The organism is Candidatus Thiothrix putei, from assembly GCA_029972225.1.
GTDB classification, from domain to species: Bacteria; Pseudomonadota; Gammaproteobacteria; order Thiotrichales; family Thiotrichaceae; genus Thiothrix; species Thiothrix putei.
Window position 1 is genome coordinate 4,062,040 of record CP124756.1, and the last position, 10,694, is coordinate 4,072,733.

At 52.0% G+C, this 10,694-nt stretch carries 11 protein-coding genes; 5 read left to right on the forward strand and 6 right to left on the reverse strand.

Going from position 1 to position 10,694, the window contains the following annotated elements:
- The first annotated feature begins 6 nt into the window (after positions 1-6).
- The gene (locus QJT81_20845; protein WGZ94197.1) at positions 7-1,797 is read left to right on the forward strand and encodes an AAA family ATPase; all 1,791 of its coding nucleotides are present in this window, start codon (positions 7-9) and stop codon (positions 1,795-1,797) included.
- A gap of 13 nt (positions 1,798-1,810) precedes the next feature.
- Here QJT81_20845 and leuA read toward each other — a convergent pair whose 3' ends face one another.
- On the reverse strand, positions 1,811-3,481 hold the full coding sequence (gene leuA / locus QJT81_20850) for a 2-isopropylmalate synthase (GenBank protein WGZ94198.1): 1,671 nt from the start codon (positions 3,479-3,481) through the stop codon (positions 1,811-1,813).
- Between the two features lie 126 nt (positions 3,482-3,607).
- Here leuA and QJT81_20855 point away from each other — a divergent pair, with 126 nt between their 5' ends.
- Entirely contained in the window at positions 3,608-4,072 is a 465-nt protein-coding gene (locus QJT81_20855) for an Lrp/AsnC family transcriptional regulator (GenBank protein WGZ96522.1), read from the forward strand.
- Positions 4,073-4,087: 15 nt separating this feature from the next.
- On the opposite strand, the gene QJT81_20860 is transcribed toward QJT81_20855, so the two are convergent.
- Positions 4,088-5,263 carry an ATP-binding protein gene (locus QJT81_20860; GenBank protein WGZ94199.1) on the reverse strand — a complete coding sequence of 392 codons (1,176 nt, stop codon included), beginning with the start codon at positions 5,261-5,263 and terminating at the stop codon, positions 4,088-4,090.
- A gap of 165 nt (positions 5,264-5,428) precedes the next feature.
- Here QJT81_20860 and QJT81_20865 point away from each other — a divergent pair, with 165 nt between their 5' ends.
- Positions 5,429-5,683: a UPF0175 family protein gene (locus QJT81_20865; GenBank protein ID WGZ94200.1), complete on the forward strand. Its 255-nt coding sequence runs from the start codon at positions 5,429-5,431 to the stop codon at positions 5,681-5,683.
- Positions 5,683-6,156, forward strand: a complete 474-nt coding sequence (locus tag QJT81_20870) for a DUF3368 domain-containing protein (protein WGZ94201.1) — start codon at positions 5,683-5,685, stop codon at positions 6,154-6,156. The genes QJT81_20865 and QJT81_20870 overlap by 1 nt, the downstream gene beginning before the upstream one ends.
- Positions 6,157-6,177: 21 nt before the next feature.
- Here QJT81_20870 and QJT81_20875 read toward each other — a convergent pair whose 3' ends face one another.
- From QJT81_20875 to QJT81_20885, 3 genes are all read right to left on the reverse strand, one after another.
- Positions 6,178-6,453, reverse strand: coding sequence for a toxin-antitoxin system HicB family antitoxin (locus QJT81_20875; protein WGZ94202.1), 276 nt, complete (start codon positions 6,451-6,453; stop codon positions 6,178-6,180).
- Positions 6,454-6,646: 193 nt separating this feature from the next.
- Entirely contained in the window at positions 6,647-8,314 is a 1,668-nt protein-coding gene (locus tag QJT81_20880) for a tetratricopeptide repeat protein (GenBank protein ID WGZ94203.1), read from the reverse strand.
- A 3-nt stretch (positions 8,315-8,317) separates the two neighbouring features.
- The gene (locus tag QJT81_20885; protein ID WGZ94204.1) at positions 8,318-8,968 is read right to left on the reverse strand and encodes a hypothetical protein; all 651 of its coding nucleotides are present in this window, start codon (positions 8,966-8,968) and stop codon (positions 8,318-8,320) included.
- A gap of 248 nt (positions 8,969-9,216) precedes the next feature.
- Here QJT81_20885 and QJT81_20890 point away from each other — a divergent pair, with 248 nt between their 5' ends.
- Positions 9,217-9,414, forward strand: coding sequence for a DUF433 domain-containing protein (locus QJT81_20890; GenBank protein WGZ94205.1), 198 nt, complete (start codon positions 9,217-9,219; stop codon positions 9,412-9,414).
- Positions 9,415-9,427: 13 nt separating this feature from the next.
- On the opposite strand, the gene QJT81_20895 is transcribed toward QJT81_20890, so the two are convergent.
- A complete protein-coding gene (locus QJT81_20895; GenBank protein WGZ94206.1) occupies positions 9,428-10,618 on the reverse strand; it encodes an AAA family ATPase in 1,191 nt (396 codons plus the stop codon).
- Positions 10,619-10,694: the final 76 nt, after the last annotated feature.

A 10,694-nucleotide genomic window follows, 5' to 3' on the forward strand; every position in this document is an offset into this window, starting at 1 on the left:
AATGGCATGAAACTCCCCTACGGCATCGCCAATTTTGAAGCAGTTATTAGCGAAGGTTACGAGTACGTTGACCGTACCGCTTTTCTGCCATTGCTGGAGGATGCAGGCAAGCAATTGCTATTTCTGCGCCCGCGCCGTTTTGGTAAGTCGCTCTTGCTGTCGATGCTGGAAAACTATTACGACCTCAATAAGGCCAGCCGTTTTGAGGAAATCTTCGGTAAGTTAGCGATAGGGCAGAATCCGACCCCCTTGCATAACCGTTACTTAGTGATGAAGTGGGATTTTTCAGCGGTCAGCCCAGAAGGGGATGCCAACAAGGTTGCAGCCAATTTGTTTGATTACCTGAATGGCAATATCCGCAAGTTCAGTGAGGACTACAAGGACTTGCTGCCGACCCCGATAACCATCCATGCTGACAATGCGCTGGCTTCTTTCCAGTCACTGGTGGCAGTGGTTAGCCAAACCCCCCACAAGCTCTATTTGCTGATCGACGAATACGATAATTTCGCCAATGAAATCATGGTGAGCCAACATTACCCCAACCACGATTCACGTTATGCGGCATTGCTGATGGGGGAAGGCGTTCTCAAGTCGCTATTCAAAAACATCAAGGCAGCGGCGGCTGGGCTGGGGGTAGACCGGGTATTTATCACGGGTGTAGCACCGATTGTCATGAGTGACATGAGCAGCGGCTACAATGTGGCGACCAATATTTATCTGGAAGAACGTTTCAATACCCTGTGCGGGTTTACGGAAGGTGAAATCAGCCAGTTTGTGCAGGGCGTGACCCAAGCCTGCCAGCTTCCCGCAATGTTTGCGGATGAAACCTTGAGCTTGATGCGTGATTTCTATAACGGCTACCGTTTCTGCCCGGAACCGCAACAAGATGGCGTGTATAACCCGACCTTGGCGTTGTACTTTTTGGGGCATCTGCAAACCGGGTGTGCGTATCCGCGCCGGATGCTGGACAGCAACCTGTCAATGGATCGCAACAAGCTCAGTTACATTGCCAACCTGCCGGGGGGCGATCAGTTGATCATGACCGCGCTGAGCCAGCAGGGAGACATTGCGATTCAGGAATTGCAAGACCGTTTCGGGGTACATGACATTTTGCAGACCAAGAAAGACCCTGATTTCATGGCATCCTTGCTGTATTACTTTGGGGTGTTGACCTTCAGCCGTGAAGCCAATGCATTCGGCGAGTCCTGTCTGGTGGTGCCCAATCTGGTGATCCGCAGCCTGTATGCCGAACGCTTGCAAGCCTTGCTGGTACCGCAACTGGACTGGCATGACCATCAGGCAGCGGTGAAGTCCTTGCTGGGTTATGCGGACATTGCGCCCTTGTGCCATCTGGTCGAAAGCCAATATTTCCCGGTGTTCAGCAAGCGCGATTACCGCTGGCTCAATGAACTCACCATCAAGGCGGCGTTCCTCACCCTGTTGTTTGAGCAAGCGACGTACATTATGGATTCGGAAGCGGAAATCGGTGACGGTTATGCCGATTTGACGATGCTGATACGCCCGGACATGCGCCATTTCCAGCAGTTGCAGGACATCCTGATCGAATTCAAATACGTGGGTTTGAAAGAGTTGGGGATGACAGCGGCGGAACTTGCCACCCCCGGTCAGGCGGCACTGGAAGCCTTACCACCCGTTGCCAGCCGTTTGCGCGAAGGGCGGGAACGGGTGCTGGCTTATCGTGACGGGTTGCAAAGCAAGTACCGGCAGCAGTTGCGTTTGCACAGTTTTGTGGTGTGTGCGTTGGGGGTGGAGCGGTTGGTGTGGTGGGTGGTTTGAAGACCCACCACTATCATGCCACTAACCGATTCACCCCGCTGACCAACGCTTTGATGGACGCAGTAATAATATTGCCGTCAATCCCTACGCCGTAACATTCAGCACTGCCACCCGCGCCTGCCTGCCGCAATTCAATGAAAGCGCAGGCTTGCGCATCACCCGCATCCACGCTTGCACCGATGGAACGTTCCTCATAACTACGCACTTGCACCCGGATGCCTGCCCCTTGTAACGCATGAACTGCCGCATCAATCGGCCCATTGCCCGTCCCCGTGAGTTCGTGCTGAATGCCATCGCGCTCAATCACCAAGCGGATGCCTTGCGCGTTACCCTGTTCAAACAAATGGTGTTCGCAATAGCGCACGGGCGTGGCAGTGTCCAAATACGTCGCCGCAAAAATACCCCAGATGTCGCTGGCATTCACTTCGCAACCGTGCTGGTCGGTGTGGTCTTTCACCACGCTGGCAAATTCGACCTGCAAGCGGCGCGGCATCACAATGCCATAAGCACTTTCCAACAAGTACGCAATCCCGCCTTTGCCCGACTGGCTGTTGACGCGAATCACTGAATCGTAACTGCGCCCCACGTCCGCTGGGTCAATCGGCAAATACGGCACGTTCCAGAACGACTCCGCTGTTTGCACCGCCAAGCCTTTCTTGATCGCATCCTGATGCGAGCCGGAAAACGCGGTAAACACCAAATCGCCCACATACGGGTGACGCGGGTGGATTGGCAATTGCGTGCAATATTCCGCCGTCCGCGCCACTGCATTGATGTCGGAAAAGTCCAAACCGGGGGCAATGCCTTGGGTGTAGAGGTTCAATGCCAAGGTCACGATGTCGACGTTGCCAGTGCGTTCGCCACTGCCGAACAAGCAACCTTCGACCCGATCTGCGCCTGCCAACAACGCCAATTCGGCGGCGGCAACGGCTGTGCCTCGATCATTGTGCGGATGCACACTGAGAATCACGCTGTCGCGACGGGCAAGCTGGCGGTGCATCCATTCAATCTGGTCGGCGTACACATTCGGCGTTGCCATTTCGACCGTGGCAGGCAAGTTGAGGATCACGGGTCTGTTGGGGGTTGCGCCCCATGCAGCGGTCACGGCATCGCAGACTTCGCGGGCAAATTCCAGTTCGGTGGCGCTAAAGGTTTCGGGGCTGTATTCCAATACCCATTCGGTTTCCGGCTGGTCGGCTGCCAAGTGCTTGATCAATTCCACTGCCGACACTGCCATGCCCAACACATCTGTCTTGCTCATGCCAAACACGGTGTCGCGGAATGGCTGGGAAGTGGCATTGTAGACATGCACAATCGCCCGCCGTGCGCCGCGCAAGGATTCCATCGTGCGCCGAATCAGGTGTTCCCGCGCCTGCGTCAACACCTCGATGGTGACATCGGCGGGAATGTGCTTGCCTTCGATCAGCTCGCGCACAAAATCGAAATCGGTTTGCGAAGCGGAAGGAAACGCCACTTCGATTTCCTTGAAACCGATGCCGCAGAGGGTGTGGAACATGCGCATTTTGCGTTCAACGTTCATCGGCTCGAACAGGGCTTGATTGCCATCGCGCAAGTCGGTACTCATCCAGATCGGCGGCTGGGTGATGGTGCGGCTCGGCCATTGGCGGTCAGTCAATGCGACGGGCGGGAATGGCTTATATTTGGTGGAAGGCTGTTTCAACATGGCACGCTGCTCTAGTAGTTAATGCAGCTAGTTTAAAAGAAAGGGCGTAGCAGGCGATTGCGTTTTGAGGGATAAAAACCTATCGTATTGGCAGTAAATTGCTTAACTCAAATCAATAATGGAATAATCATGCAACTCGACCGCCACGATTGGCACATCCTGCAAGTGTTGCAAGACAACGGCTGCATCAGCAATCAGGATTTGGCTGACCGCATTGGGCTTTCGCCTTCACCCTGTTTGCGGCGGGTACGGCTGTTACAAGAGGCAGGTTTCATCACCGGCTATCGGGCGTTGCTGGATGCCAAAAAGCTCGGTTTATCGCTGATGGCATTAATCCACATTTCGATGGATCAGCATACGCCGGAACGTTTCGACACGTTTGAAGCCCGCATCGCAGCCATCCCCGAAGTGTTGGAATGCCTGCTGATCACGGGGCAATCCGCCGATTACCAGCTCAAGGTGGTGGTGAAGGATATGGATGCGTACCAGGAATTGCTGCTCAACCGCATTACGCGCATACCGGGGGTGGCTGGGGTGCATTCCAGCTTTGTGCTGCGGCGGGTGGTGGATAAGACGGCGTTGCCGCTATAGCGTTGGATAATTCCTTCACGGCAGCTTGGTCAGCTCTCCCGCCAATTCACGCAGGCTGATGACTTCTACGCCAGCACTTAACGGGTATCGGTCTTGTCCGGGGTAAACGATAAACGTCCGTGTCGGTTTCAGGTCTTCCCTTGCATGATGAAAACCCTTACTGGGTGCGGGTGCGAGGCTACGTTTGACCTCTATCGCCCATAGGCCGTGTTCGCCGCCCAATTCCAACACCAGATCCATTTCAGCACCGGCAGCGGTACGGTAAAAGCTAGCCTGAGTGCGCCGTGGGGTTGCCGCCAACAGGTTCTCAATCACAAAGCCTTCCCAACTAGCCCCCACGACCGGATGCCCAGCCAAGGTGTTCAAATCACCGAGCCGCAGCAGGGCATGAACCAAGCCGCTATCGCGGATATACACGCGGGGGGATTTGACCAAACGTTTGCCAACATTGGCATGGTAAGGCTGCAAACGCCGCACCAGCAGCAAATCCACCAGCAAGCCAATGTAGTGATTGACGGAGTGCGAACTAACTCCCAGCGATGCCGCCAATTGCGACACATTCAATAACCCGCCTTGTTGATGCGCAAGCATCGTCCACAAGCGTTCCACGGTTTCGGTGGGAATACGAAAGCCAAACTGTGGCACATCGCGTTCCAGATACGTGCGAATGAAGGCTTCCCGCAAGATCAGGCTGTCACGGTCATCCGTCGCTAGGTAACTGTCAGGGAAACCGCCACGTAGCCAGAGGCGGTTAAGGTCAGCATTGCTTTCCCCAGCCTCCAATATATCCAGTGGCCCCATATCCACATACTCGATACGCCCCGCAAGCGTTTCACTGGACTGACGCAGCAAGTCAATGGAGGCCGAACCGAGAATCAGAAACCGCCCGGTACGTTTGCCGGTGCGTCGCCCTTTGTCGATCAGCCCGCGAAGGTTCTGAAACAGTTCTGGTACACGGTGGATCTCATCCAGGATCACCAGTTTGTCTTCATGTTGCCCAAGGAACAGTTCCGGGTCACTGAGCTTGTTACGGTCAGCGGGTGATTCAAGATCAAGGTAAAGCGATGGGCGTGTATCCGCCAGTTCATAAGCCAAGGTGGTTTTGCCCACCTGACGTGGGCCGATAAGAGCAACAGCAGCCTGACGATTGAGGGCTTGCTGGACAATGGATGTGATGTGTCGTGCAATCATCCTTGCAATTTAGAGACTTGACCTCAGATTTGCAAGGATAAAATGACAGAAACGTCCATGATGAAAGATATGGATGCGTATCAGGAATTGCTGCGGCGCGTGGTGGATAAGACGGTGTTGCCACTATAGAATGGAAACAGCACCTTTCCACTAGGAATACATGACATGCAAATCACAATGGACATCCCTGAATACTTCGGGCTAGATAAAACCAAGCCGGAAATCGTCAGCACCCTCAAGCTGTATGCTGCCCTTGCGCTATTCCAAGCCGGAAAACTGTCCGCTGGCGCTGCAACCGAACTGGCAGGCGTTGACCGCTACACCTTCATGGCAGAGTGCAAAAAACACGACATTCCGACCATCAACTACACGCCCGAAGACTTGGAAGCCGAGCTGGCTGATTTTCGGTTAACCTGCTGATGCTGGTCATTGCTGATACCTCACCACTGGTTGCCATAGCCGCGTGCGACGGCTTGAGCTGGCTGGACACTTTGTTTGCAGAAGTGCGTGTACCTCCCGCCGTGTTTCAGGAAGCAACCGTTCAAGGCAAACCCCAAGCAGACAGGCTACGGCACTACTTGCAAGATAAAGTGTTGACGATTGACCTGCATGATTTCGTGATTACCACCGAAGGGTTAGGAAATGGTGAACTGCAAGCAATGGCGTTGTATAAAAAACAACATGCCGACCGCTTGCTCATTGATGACTTACGGGCGCGGAAAGCGGCATTGCGTAACGACATTCACATTATCGGCAGCGTCGGTATCTTGCTGTTAGCCAAAGAAGGTCAGCTCATTTCCACCATCAAACCTTATCTGCAAATTATTCAGCAAACCGATGCTCATCTCAGCGCCAAGCTGATCGACAAAGCGTTGTTGATTGCTGGGGAATGACGCTGACTGAAAACCCTACCATCACAACCGATCCCATTCCGGCACATTAGGATTGTGTGGCACTTTATCCAACAATAACGCAATTTTCTGTTTCAAGTCGCTGAGGTTTTTAGTGCGTAACCGTTGTTCAATACCCGCGAAGGTTTCAAGTTGGCTGAGTTGTGTTGTCAGCAAGTAGTTAGCCAGATTGTTCAGCGAAACCCCTTGAACTTTCGCCTGTTGTTCCAAGCGACTTTTTAGCTCATTGGGTACGCGCAAGGTGATAACTTGTGTTTTGATTAAGCAGGATTCACTCATGGCTACTTCTCCATCGTTTGCAAAAATCACTGGGGGTGACAACCTCGAAGGCTGCTCCGAGCCATTCTGCGTGTGTAAAGTCTCTGATATTGGATGTGATCAAGTAATCGCTATTACTGGTAAACGCGCATTCAAATATTAGGTTGTGGTGAAGGTGGTTTAAGTCGCCCGCCTCGTGTGGCTAACGCTGTGCCTATTTCATCTTTTCCAACAACGCCTCATAGTTTTTCCGCCCGGTTTTGGTCTCCGAGTGGTCGTCGCCGAATACTTTTTCCCAAATGCCTAGGGCACGCTCATACAGCGGTAGTGCCTGCTCGTACTGCCCCTTGGCTTCGTACAAGAGTGCCAGATTGTTGAGCGAGGTGGCAACATCTGGATGGTCGTTGCCGAGGGTTCTTTCATCAATGCTTACGGTACGCTTAAGCAGCGGCAGTGCTTGCTCGTACTCCCCCTTGGTTTTGTACAACATGGCGAGATTGTTGAGTGAGGTGGCAACATTCGGGTGGTCGTTGCCAAAAGATTTTTCCAGAATGCTTAAGGCACGTTTATGCAGAAGCAGTGCTTGATCGTACTGACCCTTGGCTTGATACAGGAGTGCTAGATTATTGAGCGAGACGGCAACATCTGGGTGATTATTGCCGAGGGTTTTTTCCCTAATACTTAAAGCACGTTTATGCAGCGGCAGTGCTTGTTCATACTGAACCGTGGCGTGGTACAATTCAGCAAGATTGTTGAGTGATTGGGCAACATCTGGGTGATTATTGCCGAGGGCTTTTTCCCTAATGCTTAAAGCACGTTTATGCAGCGGCAATGCTTGCTCGTACTGATCCTTGAGTTGATACAAGCTCGCAAGATTGTTGAGCGAGGTGGCAACAGATGGGTGGTTATTGCCGAGGGCTTTTTCCCCAATGCTTATGGCGCGTTCAAGCAGTGGCAGTGCCTGCTCGTACTGACCCTTAGTTTGGTGCAAACCCGCAAGATTGTTGAGCGATTGTGCAACATCTGAGTGGTTAACAGGCAAGTATTTTTCTCGCAGGGCGAGTGCTTTTTCATACAGAGGCAGTGCTGTCTTGTATTGCCCAGCACTCTGGAAAGCTATACCAGCCCAATTCAGGTACTCGCTCCACTTCGCATAATGTTTATCACCCAACGCCGCCATTTTGTTGGCAGCGTCTTCGTAACTTTCACCTGCCTCTTCGTATTGCAATTGGATGTTTGCCAATCCTCCTTCAGATGCTGCAATTTCGGCTGCTGTGATTAGTCGGTCTTCCGTTTTTCCAGACATTGCCAGCTTTTTAGCTGCGCCTAATAATGATTTGGCTTTCTGGTATTGACCTGCCTCAATAGCTTCTTCCGCTTCGGCTTTCAGAGCGATAAAATCTTCATCTGTGGTTTTGATAGCAGCGAGTTCTTCTTTTAAATTCTTGTAGTTTTCGGCGATTTCTGCGAGTTTCTTATCCCAGTCTTGCAGCGGCACGTCTTCGACTTGCAGGATGGCGAAGAATGAAGCCAGAGATTTTTCCGCAACACCCAGTTTCTTTACAGCTTCTTTATTGGCTTGGTAAACGATAGTGCCGTTGCCCGTTTGGACAATGACCACGCCTTTGCCCGTTGCCTTGATGGTCAGGTTTTCTCCCGCAGAAATGCTGCTGTTACGGTTGTCACCCGATTTTGAGGGACGCAGTTCCTTGATGAAGTCGCCCGTTTTGCCAATGATCTTGCCGTCACCTGTCTGGATGATCGCCGTGGCTTGATCATCAGCCGTCATTTCGACTTTTTTGGCACGGATGCTGGAATCCTGATCCGCCAAAACCAGCGAACTGCTGAGTAACAACGGGAGGAAAAAGGCTGTTGCTTTCATGGCTTACTCCGCTTGCTGAATTTGTCCGTTGCCCGTCACGACATTGACCTTGCCGTTGCCTGTGGCTTCGATCACCAGATTGCCGTCGCTGCTAATGCTGGAATTACTGGGTGTCGCGGGTTGTTCCTTGAATTCGCCCGCCGTTTGCTTGCCTTGCACCACCTGCCCATTGCCCGTGATGACATTGACCTCACCCTCATTTGCAGCACGGATTTTGGCATCTTTGTTGGAATGAATACTGCTATCACGCTGGATTTCAGCGGCTTTAGGTGCTTGCATTTGGGTAAGCGTAACAGGTTGGCTTGGTTTGGGAGCTACTGCTTTTTCAACCGATTTAACCATCGCTTGCGGTGCTTCCGCTGCAATGACCGGCGCAGCCGACGACTGCCACCACGCCAGCACCAACACAAACAATGCAATCCCACCCGCCGCTTTCAATGAAGTACTGGACTCCTTATGCTGCATAGCCAGCGTCATATCCCCCGTCAGGAAAAAGCCAAACAAACCCGCCAGCAACGCCATCGAAAATGCCAGAATCTGTTGTTTGAAAGACGGCAAAGCATCCGGTGCAAGCCAGAAAACAGCGAAGACAAAAATCAGCAGGATTGCGCCGAAAATCCAGCTACCGTAAGCGCGGTGGTTTGTACGAGTCATGCAGAAGCCCCTGAGACTGAAGTTCGGTAAATTTTAGCTGATAAACGGTAGTAATGTAGGTGTTTGCCATCACAAATAGCCCAGAAATTCGTGATATGGCTTTTCCACCGGGATAACCCTACAATCAAGCAAACTCGCGCCGCATGATTGTCATTGCAGATTGATAAAATGTACGCACAAGGTATATCGTTTCTCAGACACTTGCATTCTTGTTGTATCCTTATAAAAAAGCACATCGAGGCATTCCGATGAACCTAAACAACCGCATCACTATCGACCCTGCTATCTGCCACGGCAAACCCACCATCCGTGGCTTGCGTTACCCTGTTGAAATCATGATGGAATTATTCAGTTCTGGCATGAGCATCGAAGAAATTCTTGATGATTATGAAGACCTAGAACGGGCAGACCTGTTAGCGGTACTGGCTTACGCCACCCTCCACTAATACGGGCTTCATCTCAATACAAAAACCCAAACAACCACAGCGGAATCTTCCCCTCCACCCCAACTTCCAGCCCATCCGCCACCACCCACGCCGCCGTTTCATCCTTAATCTGCTTCTTCGTTTTGGACTTGCCGCCAACCTCAAACACATACTGCCCATCCACCAGAAAATCCCCACTTTTGGGATAGTTCAAAGTGTGGTGGTAAGACAGCATTGAAGCAAAAAACGTCTCGCGCAGCGTCCCCGCTTTGGGCTGGTTGCAAAACACGGCAAACAGGTTGGTGTTATCCAGATACAGCTTTTCCGGCTTGGAAATAATGCTGACCCCGCTGGATTTCGCCCCCAATAAGCGCAACAACCCCGCCGCCTGCAATAAACCCAAATATTTGTAGAGGGTTTTCTGGTTCAGCTCCACCGCGCCGCACAGCTTGGACACATTAATGTCGTAAGGCTCGCTTTGGCACAACATCACCATCAGCTTTTTCAGCGCATTCACTTTGTCGTAGTCAATCGGGTAAAGCGCGGGGATGTCAGTCTCGATCACCTGCATCGACGCATTCAGCAAGCGCGGCAAATAGGTTGAACCCGCCTCGCGGTAAAACGGGTAAGCACCGTGTTCCAGATACGCGGGCAAATACGCCAAGGGTTTGATGCGGCTGACGGTTTCCAGCGCCAATTGCGGATGGTGTTGGAGCAGGGCATCCAGCGTCACCGCCTCAAAGGTTTCGCCCGTTTCCAACTCCAGAAACTCGCGGAATGACAACACTGGCAAACGGTATAGCATCGCCCGACGGCTCAAATCCGCCTTGGCATTATCAATGGTGGTTGCTGATGAACCCGTGAAAATGACTTTGAGATTGAAATAGCTGTCGAAAATCAGCTTCAGGTCGCGCTCGAAGTGTTGGCATTTGTGGATTTCGTCGATGATGAGCAATTCACCGCCGATTTTCTGGAATTCATCGGCAATGGTAAACAGCCCGTGCTGCCCAACCAAGGGGTGATCAGCAATGACATACAGCACCTTGGTTTCCCGCGCCACGGATTTGAGGTATTGCAGCAGCAAAGTGGTTTTACCCGCCCCGCGTGCGCCCATAATACCGATCAAGCGTTGCGAAAAGTCGATTTGCCGGAACAGGAAACGCTGGTAATCCGGTAGCTTTTGCGTCCTGATTTGATTGGAAAGGTGTTGTAGCGGCTCAATCATCTTACTTAAATACCTGCTTTTAAGTAGTTTTTTAGTATTATAATGCCAAAGACAGCCAATGTCTTGCCGTGCTGTA